Genomic DNA, 16,800 nt, shown 5'->3' with positions numbered 1-16,800 from the left:
CAATTTTAAGGTGCCCTCGATGGATTATGAATTACTCACCATATTGTTACCGGCCTTTGCTGCCGGTGTACTAGTACTTTCAACCCATGTTGTATTAGGTAAACAAGTATTAAAACGTGGCATTATTTTTATTGATTTAGCCATAGCACAAATTGCAGCATTAGGGGCAATTGTTGTACGTATGGATCATGACATTGCTGAACTTGCTTATGCAAACGTTTGGATGCCAGCGCTATTTGCCTTAGCTGGAGCAGGTATTATTGCTTGGTTGGCTAAGTATATGGCAGAAGAGCTGGAAGCTATGATAGGTTGTTTTTACGTTCTATCAGCCGTGACAGCTATGCTGTTGCTGTCTAGTGATCCGCATGGCGCTGAGCTGCTTAAGCAACTTATGTCAGGACAAATTCTCTGGGTAAGTTGGCAGCAACTGCTGCTGCCAACAATTATCTATAGTGCGATCCTCGGGGTATTATTTTATAAGCCTAAAATATTAGACGGCCCAGCGTTCTATCTATTATTCGCAGTAGTGATAACGCTATCGGTTGAACTGGTTGGGGTTTACTTAGTATTTAGTACCTTAATTCTGCCAGCGTTAGCCATTAATAAGTTGCAGGGTAAGCGCGTATTACTTTGGGCTTATGGCGTGGGGTTAGTGGGATATTTATTAGGTTTGTATTTATCAGCGAGTTTTGATTTACCTAGCGGAGCAACCATTGTTGCGACATTAGCGTTGAGTGCTGTAGTTTTTAGGCTAATAAGTAAAGTCGGTCTAAAAAGGGATAAGAGGATGCTGACTTAAAAATAGAAAAGCCAGCGTGTTAAACGTGCTGGCTTTATAAAAAGTGTTGTAACTTAGCTGTAATTAATACTTAGAAGCTGTATACCAAAGTCATTGCTGTTTCAGTATTTACATTTTCTTTGCCATCTTCAACGTCAGTGTTGTAATCTAACGTAAAGCTAAACTTAAGCTGTAACGTTTCAAGCAACTTTGTGGTGATTGATGTTCTGGCTTTATAAGTACTATTTGCGTCACTTTTTGGCGCGTATTTGGCTACTAATAATTGTTTAAATAAAACATGTTCGTTTATCTCGCGCTTATATAAGGCTTGTGCTTGAATAATAAAAGCAGTTTTGGTTTCTTCTGGTTGAGTATCAGTTGCACGAATAATATCGCGCTTATAACCTGGACCAATATCCGCATCTAATGTCGCTTTTTCAGTTTCGTACCAACGACGACCCCAACCGGTCGAGACTGAACTTTGGCTTTTGAAGTTGCTAAAGCGATTATCTTCATAAGAAACGTTACCATAGATATAATTTGGACTGGTTTTGTCTAAATTATAATTAGTTTGACCAACAGCAGTCCATTTTTGATCACTGGTGGTAAAATGCTCTTCACCGTTGTCATCTTCCTGCTCACTTTTCTTGACGAGTAAGCCTAATGTGACTGTCGATTTCCAAGCAGCTTCTTCGTGTGTGAAATCAAAGCCCGCTTTAACATCAGCACTATTGGTATCACCTGTTTTAAATAGCATACCTAGCTCTGCCGAGGCAGTATAAGGAGACTTCACTTTTGGAGCGGTTGCTTCTTCTGCTACCGATACTAGTGATACACAACACAATGCGGCTGCTATTAATTTATGACTCATTCGTTTCTTCCTTTCTTACATGTAATGATAATTGTGGATAAGGTATTTCTATGCCTGCATCGTCTAGCGCTACTTTAATTTTTTCAAGCAAATCGCGATGTAGTGTCCAGTAGTCAGCGGAAGTTACCCAAGGGCGAACAACAAAGTTTACTGAGCTTTCGGCTAACTCTTGAACACCGATCACAACATCTTTATCTTTTAATACTAATTCATGCTCATTGGTTAGCTTGGTCAGTAATGCTTTAGTTTTTGCAAGATCTGCGTCGTAACTAACACCGATAACTAAATCTAAGCGGCGCTCAGGCTTAGTTGAAAAGTTGGTAATAGTACTAGAGGTGATTTTTCCATTTGGAATAATCACGGCTTTATTGTCACCCGTTCTTAACTTTGTTGAAAAAACATGAATCTCTTCAACAATACCGGAAACACCGGCTACATCGATGAAATCGCCACTTTTGAATGGCTTTAATATAATAAGCAGTACGCCAGAGGCAAAGTTAGATAATGAACCTTGTAACGCTAAACCAATTGCCAAACCAGCAGCACCGACTATGGCAACCAATGACGTGGTGTTAAAGCCTAAGTGCGAAATAGCAGTAATAATAACAACTAGGAACAACATACCGTAAAGTAAGCTACTGAGAAATGAGATAATCGCTTCATCCATGCCTCTGTGACGCATAACTCTAACTACGCCATTTCGAACCAAGTTAGCGATAAACTTACCGATTAAAATAATAGCTAATGCAACGATTAATTTGAGCGTAAAATCTATTAGCATTTGTTGGTTATCGACAAGCCAATTCTGAATAGTGTCCATTGTTTATCCTAAGCATTGTTATAAAAAGGGGGATTATAATGAACATCAAATTAAATTTCATTAAATTGTTAATAAATTACTCGGTTTACTCACTGTTTCTTGAATATATTTAGTTATGTTAATGGTTAAGTAAACTTAAAAAAGTGGCAAAAAAAATCCGATGATTAATTATCATCGGATTTTTTATTAACTAATCAGGTAAATGCTACTGAAAGGTTAGCGGTACTTTGTTAGATAGGGCAATTAATGCGCTATATAACTTACTTAATTATTGCGTCCAATTTACCGGTAGAGTATTGCAAAAACATGTTATCTAAAGAAATAGGTTTAATGTTTGATGCATGCCCAACACTACCAAATGATTCGTAGCGCGCCTTACAAATATCATACATGGCTTGGGTTGATGCTTTTAAGAATTTACGTGGGTCAAATTCGCTTGGATTTTCTGCCAAGAAACGACGAACAGCCCCTGTAGACGCTAAACGTAAATCGGTATCTATGTTGATTTTACGAACACCATTTTTAATACCTTCTTGAATTTGCTCAACAGGTACACCATAAGTTTCTGGAATTTTGCCACCAAATTCATTAATAATCGCTAACCAGTCTTGTGGCACTGAAGAAGAACCATGCATAACTAAATGTGTATTAGGAATACGATTATGAATCGCTTTAATACGGTCAATCGCTAATATATCGCCAGTAGGTGGGCGAGTAAATTTGTAAGCGCCGTGCGAAGTACCGCAAGCAATGGCTAAAGCGTCAACTTGTGTTTTTTGAACAAAGTCAGCCGCTTCTTCAGGATCAGTTAGCATTTGCTCTATGGTTAAAATTCCCACAGCGCCAATACCATCTTCTTCGCCTGCCTCACCGGTTTCAAGCGAACCTAAACAGCCTAATTCACCTTCAACTGAAACACCACAAGCGTGAGCCATTTCAACGGTACGACGAGTAACGTCAACATTGTATTCATAGCTTGAAGGTGTTTTACCGTCATCCATTAATGAACCGTCCATCATCACTGATGAAAAACCCGATTGAATTGAGCGTTGGCAAACACTAGGTGATGTGCCGTGATCTTGATGCATTACCACAGGAATATGTGGAAACTCTTCAATTGCTGCTAAAATTAAATGACGTAAAAATGGTGCACCCGCATAAGCTCTAGCGCCGGCAGAACCCTGTAAAATCACAGGGCTGTTGGTGTCATTAGCAGCAAGCATGATAGCTCTAACTTGTTCTAAATTGTTAACGTTAAAGGCTGGGATACCGTAACCGTTTTCGGCGGCATGATCTAACATTTGGCGCATAGAAACTAAAGCCATGAACTAACTCCTGTGATTGTAAATTGACAAAATTGATTTTAAAAAGTTTCATTGTGAAACTTAGCACTTTCGTATCGTAATTATATCAGATGGATTTGGTAATTTGCACTAGAAAAAGTTATCTATATTTTTTAAAAAACATAATATCTTATTCATTTAATGCTTTTGTGTGTTTTTTACGAAAATAATCAGCGTTTAATCAGGATCATTTATATATTTATTCTGCTTTTTAATGATTTTACTGCAAAACGTACCAGAAAATAAGAAATCACATTATTTTGGGTTTTATATTTTAGCGTAAATTAAGTAACTTGTTGGTCAGTTGATTTAGGTTTGCATCAACTATAAGGATAACTATATTGGGTAAAGTGAAAATAAAAAAGCTGACAGTGCATTAAAGTACAGTCAGCTTTTTAGGATAAAATTTATATTAGATAGGTTAGCCTTTAGCGCGAGCTTCTAAAATTTCTACTGCAGGCAATTTTTTACCTTCTAAAAACTCAAGGAAAGCACCACCACCAGTTGAAATGTAGGATATCTGGTCAGCAATATCATATTTATCTACCGCAGCTAAGGTGTCACCACCACCAGCAATTGAAAATGCCTTGCTATTAGCAATAGCGCGAGCGATAACTTCAGTGCCTTTGCCAAATTGGTCGAATTCAAATACGCCAACAGGGCCGTTCCATACTACGGTTCCTGCATTCGCGATAATTTCTGCTAATGCTTTAGCGCTTTCGGGGCCTATATCAAAAATCATATCACTGTCGTTAACGTCGCTAACGTTTTTAAGTGTTGCTACCGCAGTTTCAGAAAACTCTTGGCCCACAATAACATCGGTTGGCACGGGAATTGAGCCGTTATTGTCGTTGGCTTGTTTCGTTAAACGTTTTGCTTCATCGACTAAATCGGCTTCGAATAACGACTTACCAACATTATGACCTTGCGAGGCGATAAAAGTATTAGCAATACCGCCGCCAACAACTAATTGGTCAACTATACCCGCTAGTGAATCTAGTACGGTTAGTTTAGTTGAAACTTTCGAACCGCCAACAATCGCAACTAATGGACGGGCAGGGTTATCAAGTGCCTTTGATAAGGCTGATAATTCACCGGCCAAAAGTGGTCCCGCACAAGCAATAGGAGCATATTTTGCAACGCCATGTGTACTGGCTTGCGCCCGATGAGCTGTGCCAAACGCGTCCATAACGAAAATATCACATAGTGCGGCTAATTTTTTTGATAAGGTATCATCATTGTTTTGTTCACCTGTATTAAAGCGAATATTTTCAAAAATGACTAACTCGCCAATATTAACGTCGACACCATCAAGGTAACCTTTAACTAAACGAACAGGTACGTTAAGTGCGGCACTTAGATAATCTGCAACGGGTTGTAAAGAAAATTCTGGATTATATTCGCCTTCGGTAGGGCGGCCTAAATGTGACATCACCATGACTTTAGCACCTGCTTCTAAAGCTGTTCTAAGTGTTGGTAATGCTGCTCTTAGGCGAGCGTCTGAGGTGATTTTTCCATCTTTAATCGGTACATTTAAGTCTTCACGAATAAGCACACGTTGATTGTTTAAGGCTAAATCGGTCATTTTGATTACTGACATGTTTATTTCCTGTTGGTAGAAGTTTAACGGTTAAGTAAATTTTAAATAATTTAATGGCTTGATAATATCGAATTAACCTACTTTCGCCATAGTATAGGCGGTGTCTAGTAAACGATTGGCAAAACCCCATTCGTTATCACACCAAATAAGTAATTTAACTAAGCGTTTGTGGCTAACACGTGTTTGGTTGCCATCAACAATGCTCGAGTGTGGGTCATGATTAAAGTCGATTGAAACAAGCGGCTCGGTGGTATAGCCTAAAATTCCGGCTAAGCCATTGTTTTGAGCATCAACAATGGCTTGATTAATTTGTACAATAGTTGCATCACTCGATAAATTCAAGCTCAAATCCATAGCGGTTACATTGATAGTGGGCACTCGCACCGCAATCGCTTCGAAGCGGCCAGCAAACTTAGGTAATATACGCTCAATACCTGCGGCAAGTTTAGTATCTACAGGTATTATTGATTGGCTTGCAGCACGAGAGCGTCGTAAATCGGGGTGATAAGCATCAATGACTTGTTGGTCATGCATTGAAGAGTGAATGGTGGTAATTGCACCACTTTCCACACCAAATGCTTTATCCAAAACCTGAATGACAGGTACTACACAATTGGTGGTGCATGAGCCATTTGAAACCACTTTTTCGTTAGGTGTTAGTAGTTGGTGGTTGATACCATAAATAATGGTCGCGTCTAAATCTTGTGTGCCAGGATGAGAAAACAAGACCTTTTTTGCGCCTTGCTTTATATGTTGTTGGCCATCGGCTTGACTGCCAAACTTACCGGTACAATCAATGACAATATCGACATTGTGTTGTTGCCATGGCAGGTCGGCTAACTCGGCTTCATGGCTCAGTGCCACTTCGTCACCCGCAATAAATAATTTGCCATCACTTTGTTGAACCGAAAATGAAAAACGACCATGAGTTGAATCATATTTTAGTAAATGGGCTATACCTTCAGGTTCGGCAAGCTCATTAATGGCGACTAACCTAAACTCGTTGGTTCTGCCATTTTCATATAACGCCCGCACAAGATTTCTGCCGATTCTTCCAAAGCCATTTATTGCAATATTAATTGACATATTTTTGGATCTTATTGATAGCGAACTTTTTGAAAATATAGCCAGTTAACATATGCTAACTGGCTATAAATACCGTTTGGCGGTAATAAACGAGATTAGTTTAAGCTATTCACCGTCTTAACTACGTTTTCAACGGTAAAACCAAAGTGCTCAAGTAACACATTACCAGGAGCTGACTCACCAAAAGTAGTCATGCCAACAACTTTGCCACTCAAACCTACGTATTTATACCAAAAGTCAGTATGCGCGGCTTCAATTGCAACACGTTTAGTAACCGTTGGTGGAAATACTGATGCTTTGTAGTCATTGTCTTGGGCATCAAACATATTAGTTGATGGCATAGAAACAACGCGAACTTTATCACCTAAGCTTTCAGCAGCTTTTAGTGCTAATGACACTTCAGAGCCAGTAGCAATTAAGATAACTTCTGGTGTGCCAACGCTATCTTTTAATATGTAGCCACCTTTAGCAATGTCAGCTACTTGCGCACTGGTGCGACTTAACGCTGGTAAACCTTGGCGAGAAAAAATTAACGACGTTGGCGCATTTTGGCGAACAACGGCATTTTTCCATGCTACAGCTGACTCGGTAGCATCGGCTGGACGCCAAGTTACCATGTTAGGCGTAGTACGTAAGTTAGTTAATTGCTCAATAGGTTGATGCGTTGGACCATCTTCACCTTGCCCAATTGAATCATGGGTATAAACAAAAATGTTTTGAATGCCCATTAGTGCTGACATACGCACAGCGTTACGTGCATATTCCATAAACATCATGAATGTTGCACCGTAATTGATAAAGCCGCCATGCAATGAAATACCGTTCATAATACCGCTCATGCCGAATTCACGTACACCGTAATAAATGTAGTTACCAGCAGCATCATCTTGAATTCCTTTTGAACCAGACCAAAGAGTTAAGTTGGAGCCAGCTAAATCAGCTGAACCACCTAATAGTTCAGGTAACATAGCACCAAATACTTCAATGGTGTTTTGTGATGCTTTACGCGAAGCAACATTCTCAGCTTTTTCTTGGCATGCTAAAATGTAGGCATTAGCTTTTTCTTCAAACTCTGCAGGTAAATCACCTTTAATAACTCGGCGCTCATACTCAGCAGCTAATGCTGGATGCGCTGCTTGGTAAGCAGCAAATTTATCATTCCAACTTGCTTGTTCAGAACCGCCTTTTTCTTTTTGATCCCAATCAGCGTATATATCTGCTGGAATTTCAAATGGTGCATGTGCCCAATTAAGGAATTCGCGTGTAGCGGCAATTTCGTCATCACCTAATGGAGCACCATGACAATCGTGCGTGCCTGACTTATTTGGTGAACCAAAACCAATCACAGTTTTACAACAAATCATCGTAGGTTTATCGGTTACTGCTTTTGCTTCTGCAATGGCATTAGCAATAGCCACGCTATCGTGGCCATCAACTTCACTAATCACGTGCCAACCGTAAGCTTCAAATCGTGCTGGGGTATCGTCCGTAAACCAACCTTCAACATGACCATCAATTGAAATACCGTTATCATCCCAAAAAGCTACCAGTTTGCCTAAACCTAAAGTACCCGCTAATGAACATACTTCATGCGAAATACCTTCCATTAAACAACCATCACCTAAAAACACATAAGTGTTGTGATCGACAATGTTATGACCTTCACGGTTAAACTGCGCAGCCAAAGTTTTTTCAGCTATCGCCATACCAACAGCATTAGACATACCAGCACCCAATGGGCCTGTTGTAGTTTCTACGCCTGGTGTGTATCCGTATTCAGGATGACCTGGTGTTTTTGAGTGTAGCTGGCGGAAGTTTTTCAATTCACTCATCGGTAAATCATAGCCGGTTAGGTGCAATAGCGAATAAATCAACATTGACCCGTGGCCGTTAGACAACACAAAGCGGTCACGATCAGTCCATTGTGGATCGTTAGGGTTATGTTTTAGAAAATCACGCCATAAAACTTCAGCGATATCAGCCATACCCATTGGGGCTCCAGGATGTCCTGATTTAGCTTTTTGCACGGCATCCATGCTTAAAACTCGTATTGCATTGGCCAGTTGTTGACGCGACGGCATAATTGCTCCAGTAATTGTAAAATTGGTGGGATATAAATTGCGCTTATTTTCACCTAGAGTACCCCTCGACTGCAAATTTAATTAGCACTTTTCTGCGATTATTTTTAACTTAATTTAGACGTAGGGTAATAAGAGGATACTACTTTATGGGTATCGGCTTTTTATTTCTCAGATTATATTGCTGCATAAATGTACAATGATAACTGGTTTTTTAAAGTAAGCTATTGAAATTGAAATGAAGATCCTATAGTGTGAATTGGTTGTATGTACCAATAAAACTAATAACATATAACCTGACATAGGATTAAGTAATGAACAAGTCGTCGTCAAGCGGAATTAAGCTGACCACGGTAATATTAGCGGTATTAATATTAGCAATATCAGCGTTGTTGAGTAGTGGCTCAGCAGCAGACGACAAGGACGTTGTAGTAGAAAAAATAAATACGGAGCTAGTAAATTAGCTCACTAAATAATACAAACCTCGCAACAGCGGGGTTTTTTTATGTACAGGATGTGCTGTATGTCTCAATGGCCGAAGCGGTGGGGGACGATCCCACAACCTTCCCCTTAGGAGGGGGATGCTCTATCCAGTTGAGCTACGCCTCGATTGAACTTTTATTTACCTTTTACTTGTGCCCTCCCTCTATAGCACATAAAAAACCTGCGACTTCCAGCTTAGGAGGCTAGTACTCTATCCAACTGAGTTACTGGGACTTAATTGAAAAATATAATAGAAAATCAATTAGGTTAACAGTTGTTTTTCAATATTTTAAAATATTAACATCAAATTTCAATTAGTTGATATTTATTTTTCAATAGGGCTGTTGCTTTAAAAGTAGTAGCGCAAATTTAAATATAGAGTTTTAAACCATATTATTTTAGTAACACTGAATTATTATCAAATGGAATTGAAAGAGAAATTTTGATGTTTCAAGTGCTTTCGCCTTTCGTTTTTATTAGCTTTTTTTTAATGTGTATTTCTAAAGATATACAGACTAATTTTTTCTTTCAAAAAGCTAATAGCTGACCTTTCAATGTCACAATTACCCAATATCACCCAAGTATTAATAGTAGGCAGTATTACTTAATTAAGTTCATAACGCGGGTAAATTAGTACTATTAAGTATTAAGTATTAAGTGTTGTATATGTAGCACAGCTAACACTCTGTTATATATTTAGTATGGACATCAACAAACTTATATTAAGCCTAGCGCTATGAAGTTCTCTAATATCTTACCGCCAAATCATTGACCTGAATATTGTCCAATATGTGTTGTTCTGCGGTGGTTGCATGTGCACTGTCTTGACTAACAGAAGTGACAATAACTTTATAAGGGCTGATATTAAAACCCGAATATGAGCGTTTATCATCACTAATAAAGTTATTTAAATGCAACAATGAGAATTTATCACCTACCTTAACGCCGTGCCTTTTGCCTAAGTTAAAAGTAATTGAATTTCCTTGAACTTGTACAATTCTGCCTTGGGTTGGCTGACACATCATATTTTCATCAATATCACTGACCATATCATCCAAAGTTACACTAATTTGTTGGCCGTACTCACTCTGCCAAAAATTATGACTAGTTACGTCCACTTGTTTACGATCATCGAAATCCCAAGGGGCAGAGCTTTGGTAGTGCTTATCCAAAATTCTTTCACCTGTGGTACCGTCGTGAATATAAAGTGCGATATTGAATTGGCGTTGATAGATGTTTTTTTGCCAAAATTGCCAGTCATTATTTTCGTCGTTCGCCAAAGAAAGATCTTGGATTTCTGAAAATAAAACATATTGGCTATCCGTCATATTCGCTAATGACATGGTTAAGTTTTTTAAACTCTGTGTTTGCAGACTTTGGTTATAGCGTGAAAATTCAGTTTTGGTTTGTAAGGCCAGTTTAGTATCTAAATATATGCCTTGCTGCTGTATTTTATTAGCGAGTTTTTTGATCAATGTTCGATCAATAGAATAAATGTTACCAATATTAGCTTGTTCGCGGTGTAGTATGTTACTGCGGGTTAACAGCATTGATTTTTTATAATCAGCGGCGAAACATTTTTTTTCTTGAGGGAAAATATCAGCTCGAATAGTAACAGTAACCAGGTCGCCGCTATAGTTCTCGCTTATCAGCTCTAGTGAATTAACGCTGCCACTGGCACGAATGCTAATTTCATCTTGGGTTAACAAACCGTTGACTACCTGTTGAACACTTGACACTGAGGCACCTGCAACTAATAAGGCTTTTTTCAATGCATTGTGAACAGCCTGAGCTTTTGCGGCTTTATTATCATTGTTTTTTATGCTCGCGACACCTTGCGATTCATACCATTGCCCGAAACTAGCGCTACTATATATAGCAAAACAAAGGCCGATTAAACTTAAGCGCATAAACATCTCTTTTAATATGGGGTCGATTTCTGTTTTGAAATATGCAGGTTTTGTGCCTATTTAGTAATAGATGTCGAATTGGAATAATTAGTGCTAAGTGATGAATAGATTAATTCAATTGATAAAAGAACATTGGCGCGGATCATGCTTTAATATTTGTATTAATTTTATGACATTTGCATTAATTGAGGAGAGCTCAATGAAAAATTGGCTTATAGCAATACTAATACCGGCAGTTATGTCGTGTTCTGTGGATACTAATAAAGATTTCTATCGTTCTTCTTATGTCGATAAACAAGAAATTGACAGTTTTGAGTTACCTCGCCATGCGATAAATGACGTGGTTAAAGGTCTCGCATATCAAATGTTGGAAAGTAGCACCTTTGTTAATCCTAAAACACCAATCGCGGTTGCTTCGTTTGTAGATTTAAAAAATTTAGAATCAACTAACTGGCTAGGTAATCAAATTTCAGAAAGTTTTGTCCATGAAATGCAACGACATGGCTTAGTAGTTATTGATTTTAAAACTACTGGACATATTCGCGTAACCGAAGATGGCGATTATGTTTTCAGTCGTGATTGGAAAGAATTACCTGAACGTCAGATAATTGACTATGTGGTTACTGGCACTATGATGCAACAAGAAGCGGGGATTTTAGTTAACGCTAGAATGATAGGTATGCAATCACGCGTTGTGGTTGCTACCGCGCAGTCTTTTATTCCAGCTTGGGTTGTCGGCGATGATTTTAACAGTCATGAAAATGTTAAAATGAAAGATGGCATGATCTTGCGCGATAGCGCGATGTTAGTTGACGATGCGCGTGCAATTGCGATACAAAAGTAATGTTATCAAAAAAATATCGAAGGTGAATATGAATACTTTACGCAATGGTATCTGGGTTTTTATAAGTGCTATAGTTTTAAGCGCATGCTCTTCGGTGTTTGATAAACATGTTGAGTGGCAGAATATAAAACCTGAAAAATTTCCTGTGCTAACTGCGATAGGGCAAGCCCCCATCAGTTTGCAAAAATCTCAACATAAAACCCAGCGTATGCTGATGGCGATAAAAGCTTCAAAAATTGCTGCTTATGCTGAGCTAGCTGAACAAGTTTATGGTCAAAGTATTGATGGCAACACCACAATGTCTAATTTAGTGGTTAATAATCAGCAATTAAAGGCATCGGTTCAAGGGATCATACGTGGCGCAAAAGTAGTGAAAAGCTATCCGGTTGGTGACAGTTACACCACAGAGTTGAGTTTAGACTTTAAAGATGTTTATGAAATTTATAACGCGACATCTAATCGCAAAGAAATAAAGCATATCTCATATTACTAACGCGATTGAATTGCTCTGCATTTTAAACGCATTAAAAAACCAGCAATTGCTGGTTTTTTTGATAATAAAGTAACTAAAATTAAGCTTTTATACCCAAGCTGCTAAGTCCGCCCGAGGTTTTGCCTTTACTATCATAGGTCATCGATGATCTATCGTGATTTTCCAATAATGAGGTTTTCATTCGCTCAACTGATAATTGCGACTGATGAATGATAAGACCATTAATGAGATTTTTCTTTTTACAGCGCGCTAAACTCGCTTCAATTTCTACTAATTCTTTATCGAAACTGCCAGCTAATTTTTCTTGTTTGAATTCAAAACTTTGTCCAATGGCATTATCAATGTCTTGAATCGCTAAGAGTAGGGTGTTTTTATCAGAGGTAATATTGATAAGTGCATCAGGATTTTGCTGCTGCAGAACATTTTTTTCTGTGTCTAATAACGCCTCTAATTGCGTCAATTGTGATAATTGTTGAGAAACCAATTGTTGCGGCGTTATTTTTTCAGACACTTATTTACTCCACTTTAGTGACGAGTTAATCAAGATCAAATTCGAAGTTGGCAATACTAGCCGCTAGTTTTTCTGGGTTAATTTTATAATCACCAGAGGCAATAGCACTTTTTAGTTCAGCAATTTTTTTCTGATTAAGTACAGGAGAGTCAGCCGCTTTTTTTTGCAGTTCACTCATTTGTTTCGCTTGAGGGGTAATTGATACCGAATCACGAGGCGCCAATTTAGCTTGTTGCGAGGCATTTGCACTTTCGCTAACTTGCTGCTTGGTTTGAACTTGCTGTTCAATTTTTTGTTTTACTTGATTTGTGTTATTCAAGTTATTGATATTAATAGCCATTATTGTATCCTACTTACAACAGTTATTGGTTTCTAACCTTTTATCGGCAAAACAGCTGAAAACTTAAGTAATTATTATAAATTAATTACTACTTGGTTAATAGCGTTAACTTGCCCTTGAATTACCCGGCCAGATTTCTTATTTCGCACAGATATTATTTCGCCTAAACTACCGTCATCTAAGGCAATACCAAAAGATTTAATTTCAAAATTATCTGACATAGCAACAATGTTAACCGGTTCGCCTTTGCAGACAAAACAGGTGTTTTTATTAGTGATCGCACCGCCTTGAGATAAGTTTCTTTTTGTTCGAGCACCGAAGACAACTTTAGGATCAGTAAGTACTGTGCCCCTTATTTGGCTATTATCTTTAAATATAATTTCGATATTAGTGCTATTGAGTAAGGTGCCTTTGTTCATGCGCATGCGCGTAACCAATACAGGCACGATCGTCTGAATTTTTACCGGGATATATAATTGCCAAGATTCTTCGTCTGGACAAACAATTTTAACATTTACGTTTCTACCGTTATGGTTTTCAGGTATATTTGCCGTTAATGGCGATAAACATGGCTGCAAAGATATTCGAGGATCTATTTCAGCAACTTCGACTTTCAGCTTTCCCTGAGCAGGTAAGCTCACGTTATTTTCGACGTGGGTTTTGATTAAGTTATAGAGATAATCTCGATCAAATGTCATCGCTGAACCAGGATTAACTATGGCTAAGTATGTAAGGGTGATTTTTACTAATATCTTTAATTTATGCATAATTTTTTATCTGACTGCTAGGGAAATAAAAATACTCGTCTAAGCTTAACTAAATACGATTTAGCATGAATAACGTCAAAGTATTTACGTTGTCGTTTAAATATTGTCGTTTACATGATAAAACAATCAAGAATCGTGCCTTTGTTATACTTTCATCGGCATACCTAAGAGGTTTTTTATGACAGGTATATTAGACTCAGTTAATCAGCGTACCCAATTAGTTGGTCAGAACCGACTTGAGTTGCTGTTATTTAAACTTATTGGTAGACAGCGCTTTGGTATCAACGTATTTAAAGTGCGTGAAGTTATGCCATGCCCTAGGCTGACTATATTACCTAAGCAAGATAAATTTATTAAAGGTGTGGCTCATATTCGCGGGCAAACTATTTCAGTTATTGATTTAAGTAAAGCAACGGGTGGCCCTGAAATTGTTCAAACAGAAAGTAGTTTTGTCATTATTGCTGAGTATAATCGCAGTGTGCAGGGCTTTCTTGTTGCCGGTGTTGAACGTATTGTAACCCTTAGTTGGAAAGATGTTATGCCGCCGCCAGAAGGTGCTGGTAAATCAAGTTACCTTACGGCGGTAACTGAAATTGATAACGAAATGGTATCTATTTTAGATGTTGAAAAAATTCTTAATGAAATTAGTCCAATTTCAACTGAATTAAGTGACGGTATTGCTGATGCAACCGTTGGCGAAGAAATCGGTGACAGAGTTATTATGATCGCTGATGATTCAACCGTGGCACGAAATCAAGTTAAACGTGCGCTTGAACCTTTAGGTTTAACAATGCTTTTAGCGAAGAATGGACAAGATGCACTTGATCAATTACAAACAATTGCTGACGGGTGTCAAAATAGTATCACCGAAAAAGTCGCTTTGTTGATTTCTGATATTGAAATGCCTGAAATGGACGGCTATACCCTAACAGCACAAATTAAGCACAACGACCGCATGAAAAAAATGCCTGTTATTTTGCATACCTCGCTGAGTGGGGTTTTTAATAATGCTATGGTCGAGAAAGTTGGGGCTGAAGATTTTATTCCTAAATTTCATCCTGACGAGTTAGCTACTGCGGTGAAAAAGTGGTTAAAGCATGATGCAACTTCTTAATGTTTGTTTGCATTCTTTAGATAAGGTGGATTATAGCTAGTGTTAACTAAGCAACTCGATGATAAAAGTTATGATCAGTTTAGAATATTTCTAGAGCAGCAATGCGGTATTGTTTTAGGTGAAAGTAAGCAGTACTTGGTAAAAAGTCGCCTCACACCACTGATGGCGAAATTTGATGTTGCGTCTTTGTCTGATTTAGTAGCGCAAACGCTTAATCCGGTTAAACGGCAACTGCGGGCGTCAGTTATTGACGCCATGACCACCAATGAAACTTTATGGTTTCGTGACGACTATCCTTTCGAACTTTTGAAAAAGAAAATCCTGCCAGAATTTAAAGGCCAACGAACACAATTAAAAATTTGGTCAGCGGCAAGCTCATCAGGACAAGAACCCTATTCAATTGCTATGGCGATTTATGAATTCCAACAAAGCAACCCAGGCGCATTTCCTGCTGGTGTTCAAATTATTGGCACTGATATCTCTGACACCATGTTAGATCATTGCAAATATGCTCATTATGATAATTTAGCCTTATCACGAGGTTTATCTCCAGAGCGTAAAAGACAATTTTTTGAAGCCGGTGATAATGGTATGATGAAGGTGAAGGACTTCATTAAAAACATGGTCAGCTTTCGCCAAATTAACTTGTTAAATAGTTATAGCTTAATGGGGCGTTTTGATTTGGTTTTCTGCCGCAACGTCTTGATTTACTTCTCTCCTGAGTTAAAGTCAAAAATAATTTCACAAATCCACGGTACGTTAAATAAGGACCGTTATTTATTTCTAGGTGCCTCAGAATCACTTTCCGGTATTAGCAAAGACTTTAATATGATCCGTTGCAACCCTGGCATCGTTTACCAAAAAAAATAACCTCTCTCTAAATCTCTGGCATAAATCTTGAATAAATACCTTCATTAATATGGAGGTATTTTTTTATGGCTATTAGTTTTGAAAAAGCATTCGGCATTCATCCGCAAAGTTTACAAGTGCGCGCTCAACGTGCGGAACTTATTGCAGGCAATATTGCCAATGCCGATACACCAGGCTACAAAGCTAAAGGAATGGACTTCAAAGCCGCATTAGCGCAAGCAGCCTCAAAGCAACAAACCGGCATGACTCGCACTAACGAAAAACATTTCGATGTTCGTATGGAACTCAATAACGGCGTGGGTTTTCGCGTACCTGACCAAGCTGATACAGGTGACGGTAACAGTGTAGATGTACAAGTGGAACGAAACTTGTATCTAGAAAACTCTATGGAATATCAAGCAAGCCTACAATTTCTTAACGGAAGTATTAAAGGCTTAAGAAAAGCAATCACTGGAGGGCAATAAAAATGAGCCTATTTAATGTATTTTCTATATCTGGTTCTGGTATGAGCGCACAGTCTGTACGCTTAAATACCACGGCTAGTAATATTGCTAATGCTGATAGTGTTAGCAGTAGTGTCGATAAAACATATCGTGCACGCCACCCAGTTTTTGCCGCCCAGATGCAAAAAGCTGCCGCAGGACAAAATGAGTCGGTAGGTGTTCAGGTACTTGGGGTTGTTGAAAGCAATAAGCCTCTTAATGTCGAATATGCCCCTGACCATCCAATGGCAGACGGCGAGGGATATATTTACAAGCCGAACGTTAATGTTATTGAAGAAATGACTAACATGATTTCTGCTTCTCGTTCATATCAAACCAATGTGCAATTAGCCGAGTCAGCAAAAAGTATGCTAACTAAAACGCTAACACTTGGTCAACGCTAAGGTTAA

The 16,800-nt window shown here is 38.4% G+C and carries 18 protein-coding genes and 1 tRNA gene; 8 read left to right on the top strand and 11 right to left on the bottom strand.

Annotated elements, in window-relative coordinates:
• Positions 1–19 precede the first annotated feature (19 nt).
• Positions 20–799 carry a metal ABC transporter permease gene (locus H4J38_RS01720; RefSeq protein ID WP_182128870.1) on the top strand — a complete coding sequence of 260 codons (780 nt, stop codon included), beginning with the start codon at positions 20–22 and terminating at the stop codon, positions 797–799.
• A 70-nt stretch (positions 800–869) separates the two neighbouring features.
• Here H4J38_RS01720 and H4J38_RS01715 read toward each other — a convergent pair whose 3' ends face one another.
• The 6 genes from H4J38_RS01715 to tkt form a co-directional block, all read right to left on the bottom strand.
• Positions 870–1,649 (bottom strand): YdiY family protein, encoded by a 780-nt coding sequence (locus tag H4J38_RS01715; protein ID WP_182128868.1) that lies wholly within the window; start codon positions 1,647–1,649, stop codon positions 870–872.
• Positions 1,639–2,469: a mechanosensitive ion channel family protein gene (locus H4J38_RS01710; RefSeq protein ID WP_182128866.1), complete on the bottom strand. Its 831-nt coding sequence runs from the start codon at positions 2,467–2,469 to the stop codon at positions 1,639–1,641. Before H4J38_RS01710 ends, H4J38_RS01715 begins: the two co-directional genes overlap by 11 nt.
• 260 nt (positions 2,470–2,729) lie before the next feature.
• Positions 2,730–3,794: a class II fructose-bisphosphate aldolase gene (fba, locus tag H4J38_RS01705; protein WP_182128864.1), complete on the bottom strand. Its 1,065-nt coding sequence runs from the start codon at positions 3,792–3,794 to the stop codon at positions 2,730–2,732.
• A gap of 439 nt (positions 3,795–4,233) precedes the next feature.
• Complete coding sequence (locus H4J38_RS01700; RefSeq protein ID WP_182128862.1) at positions 4,234–5,412, bottom strand: phosphoglycerate kinase; 1,179 nt, start codon at positions 5,410–5,412, stop codon at positions 4,234–4,236.
• Between the two features lie 72 nt (positions 5,413–5,484).
• Positions 5,485–6,498 carry an erythrose-4-phosphate dehydrogenase gene (gene epd, locus H4J38_RS01695; protein ID WP_182128861.1) on the bottom strand — a complete coding sequence of 338 codons (1,014 nt, stop codon included), beginning with the start codon at positions 6,496–6,498 and terminating at the stop codon, positions 5,485–5,487.
• 95 nt (positions 6,499–6,593) lie between these two features.
• Complete coding sequence (gene tkt, locus H4J38_RS01690) at positions 6,594–8,579, bottom strand: transketolase (protein ID WP_182128859.1); 1,986 nt, start codon at positions 8,577–8,579, stop codon at positions 6,594–6,596.
• A gap of 311 nt (positions 8,580–8,890) precedes the next feature.
• Between tkt and H4J38_RS01685 the strand changes: the two genes are divergently transcribed.
• Positions 8,891–9,040, top strand: a complete 150-nt coding sequence (locus H4J38_RS01685; RefSeq protein ID WP_182128857.1) for a hypothetical protein — start codon at positions 8,891–8,893, stop codon at positions 9,038–9,040.
• A 68-nt stretch (positions 9,041–9,108) separates the two neighbouring features.
• On the opposite strand, the gene H4J38_RS01680 is transcribed toward H4J38_RS01685, so the two are convergent.
• Positions 9,109–9,185 (bottom strand) — tRNA-Arg (locus H4J38_RS01680).
• Positions 9,186–9,805: 620 nt separating this feature from the next.
• Entirely contained in the window at positions 9,806–10,969 is a 1,164-nt protein-coding gene (locus H4J38_RS01675; protein WP_259365360.1) for a flagella assembly protein FlgT, read from the bottom strand.
• Between the two features lie 199 nt (positions 10,970–11,168).
• Between H4J38_RS01675 and H4J38_RS01670 the strand changes: the two genes are divergently transcribed.
• Together H4J38_RS01670 and H4J38_RS01665 are read left to right on the top strand one after the other, a co-directional pair.
• The gene (locus H4J38_RS01670) at positions 11,169–11,813 is read left to right on the top strand and encodes a FlgO family outer membrane protein (RefSeq protein ID WP_182128853.1); all 645 of its coding nucleotides are present in this window, start codon (positions 11,169–11,171) and stop codon (positions 11,811–11,813) included.
• A gap of 28 nt (positions 11,814–11,841) precedes the next feature.
• Positions 11,842–12,306, top strand: a complete 465-nt coding sequence (locus H4J38_RS01665; RefSeq protein WP_182128851.1) for an LPP20 family lipoprotein — start codon at positions 11,842–11,844, stop codon at positions 12,304–12,306.
• 79 nt (positions 12,307–12,385) lie between these two features.
• On the opposite strand, the gene H4J38_RS01660 is transcribed toward H4J38_RS01665, so the two are convergent.
• The 3 genes from H4J38_RS01660 to flgA all read right to left on the bottom strand — a co-directional run bounded on the left by H4J38_RS01660 (position 12,386) and on the right by flgA (position 13,924).
• On the bottom strand, positions 12,386–12,817 hold the full coding sequence (locus H4J38_RS01660) for a flagellar export chaperone FlgN (RefSeq protein WP_182128849.1): 432 nt from the start codon (positions 12,815–12,817) through the stop codon (positions 12,386–12,388).
• A gap of 25 nt (positions 12,818–12,842) precedes the next feature.
• Positions 12,843–13,157 (bottom strand): flagellar biosynthesis anti-sigma factor FlgM, encoded by a 315-nt coding sequence (gene flgM / locus H4J38_RS01655; RefSeq protein ID WP_182128847.1) that lies wholly within the window; start codon positions 13,155–13,157, stop codon positions 12,843–12,845.
• Between the two features lie 74 nt (positions 13,158–13,231).
• Entirely contained in the window at positions 13,232–13,924 is a 693-nt protein-coding gene (flgA, locus tag H4J38_RS01650; RefSeq protein WP_182128845.1) for a flagellar basal body P-ring formation chaperone FlgA, read from the bottom strand.
• Positions 13,925–14,102: 178 nt separating this feature from the next.
• Between flgA and H4J38_RS01645 the strand changes: the two genes are divergently transcribed.
• From H4J38_RS01645 to flgC, 4 genes are all read left to right on the top strand, one after another.
• Complete coding sequence (locus H4J38_RS01645) at positions 14,103–15,038, top strand: chemotaxis protein (protein WP_182128843.1); 936 nt, start codon at positions 14,103–14,105, stop codon at positions 15,036–15,038.
• A gap of 39 nt (positions 15,039–15,077) precedes the next feature.
• Complete coding sequence (locus H4J38_RS01640) at positions 15,078–15,908, top strand: protein-glutamate O-methyltransferase CheR (RefSeq protein WP_182128841.1); 831 nt, start codon at positions 15,078–15,080, stop codon at positions 15,906–15,908.
• Between the two features lie 65 nt (positions 15,909–15,973).
• A complete protein-coding gene (gene flgB, locus H4J38_RS01635) occupies positions 15,974–16,372 on the top strand; it encodes a flagellar basal body rod protein FlgB (protein WP_182128839.1) in 399 nt (132 codons plus the stop codon).
• A 2-nt stretch (positions 16,373–16,374) separates the two neighbouring features.
• Entirely contained in the window at positions 16,375–16,794 is a 420-nt protein-coding gene (gene flgC / locus H4J38_RS01630) for a flagellar basal body rod protein FlgC (RefSeq protein ID WP_182128837.1), read from the top strand.
• Positions 16,795–16,800: the final 6 nt, after the last annotated feature.

Source organism: Colwellia sp. BRX10-3 (assembly GCF_014077505.1).
Lineage (GTDB): Bacteria > Pseudomonadota > Gammaproteobacteria > Enterobacterales > Alteromonadaceae > Cognaticolwellia.
This window is presented reverse-complemented; position numbering and strand designations above follow the sequence as displayed.

What these genes read in the sequence shown, in the direction of transcription:
- H4J38_RS01720 (WP_182128870.1), top strand. Translation starts at nt 20, where the DNA reads ATGGATTATGAATTACTCACCATATTGTTACCGGCCTTTGCTGCCGGT.
- H4J38_RS01715 (WP_182128868.1), bottom strand. Translation starts at nt 1,649, where the DNA reads ATGAGTCATAAATTAATAGCAGCCGCATTGTGTTGTGTATCACTAGTA.
- H4J38_RS01710 (WP_182128866.1), bottom strand. Translation starts at nt 2,469, where the DNA reads ATGGACACTATTCAGAATTGGCTTGTCGATAACCAACAAATGCTAATA.
- fba (WP_182128864.1), bottom strand. Translation starts at nt 3,794, where the DNA reads ATGGCTTTAGTTTCTATGCGCCAAATGTTAGATCATGCCGCCGAAAAC.
- H4J38_RS01700 (WP_182128862.1), bottom strand. Translation starts at nt 5,412, where the DNA reads ATGTCAGTAATCAAAATGACCGATTTAGCCTTAAACAATCAACGTGTG.
- epd (WP_182128861.1), bottom strand. Translation starts at nt 6,498, where the DNA reads ATGTCAATTAATATTGCAATAAATGGCTTTGGAAGAATCGGCAGAAAT.
- tkt (WP_182128859.1), bottom strand. Translation starts at nt 8,579, where the DNA reads ATGCCGTCGCGTCAACAACTGGCCAATGCAATACGAGTTTTAAGCATG.
- H4J38_RS01685 (WP_182128857.1), top strand. Translation starts at nt 8,891, where the DNA reads ATGAACAAGTCGTCGTCAAGCGGAATTAAGCTGACCACGGTAATATTA.
- H4J38_RS01675 (WP_259365360.1), bottom strand. Translation starts at nt 10,969, where the DNA reads ATGCGCTTAAGTTTAATCGGCCTTTGTTTTGCTATATATAGTAGCGCT.
- H4J38_RS01670 (WP_182128853.1), top strand. Translation starts at nt 11,169, where the DNA reads ATGAAAAATTGGCTTATAGCAATACTAATACCGGCAGTTATGTCGTGT.
- H4J38_RS01665 (WP_182128851.1), top strand. Translation starts at nt 11,842, where the DNA reads ATGAATACTTTACGCAATGGTATCTGGGTTTTTATAAGTGCTATAGTT.
- flgM (WP_182128847.1), bottom strand. Translation starts at nt 13,157, where the DNA reads ATGGCTATTAATATCAATAACTTGAATAACACAAATCAAGTAAAACAA.
- flgA (WP_182128845.1), bottom strand. Translation starts at nt 13,924, where the DNA reads ATGCATAAATTAAAGATATTAGTAAAAATCACCCTTACATACTTAGCC.
- H4J38_RS01645 (WP_182128843.1), top strand. Translation starts at nt 14,103, where the DNA reads ATGACAGGTATATTAGACTCAGTTAATCAGCGTACCCAATTAGTTGGT.
- flgB (WP_182128839.1), top strand. Translation starts at nt 15,974, where the DNA reads ATGGCTATTAGTTTTGAAAAAGCATTCGGCATTCATCCGCAAAGTTTA.
- flgC (WP_182128837.1), top strand. Translation starts at nt 16,375, where the DNA reads ATGAGCCTATTTAATGTATTTTCTATATCTGGTTCTGGTATGAGCGCA.